Source organism: Spirosoma aerophilum, from assembly GCF_054782495.1.
This window is the reverse complement of sequence record NZ_BAAGSJ010000024.1, coordinates 1-222: the sequence shown is the minus strand read 5'-3', so window position 1 is coordinate 222 and position 222 is coordinate 1. Positions and strand designations below refer to the sequence as shown.

Here is a 222-nt window from a genome sequence, read left to right as displayed (position 1 = left end):
CCGGCTGTCGGCAACAAACCTGGCCAACCAATACGGCGCCTTGCTGAAGCATCCCTATAAACCGCTGTTCAACCGCCCTATCATGGCCAGTTACCGCCCGGGTTCCACCTTCAAACTAATCCAGGCCCTGGTCGCCCAACAGGACGGGACGCTTTTTCCCGGGACCGTTTACGGTCATGCCGGCTCCCCCATGCGTTGTCATTGCCGGGGGGGCAACGCTTT

Annotated in this window: 1 protein-coding gene; it reads left to right on the top strand. The window is 60.4% G+C overall.

What is annotated here, in order from left to right; genetic code table 11:
* The coding region (locus ACYVK4_RS26055) for a penicillin-binding transpeptidase domain-containing protein (RefSeq protein WP_461130505.1) at positions 1-222 on the top strand (222 nt) is incomplete at both ends.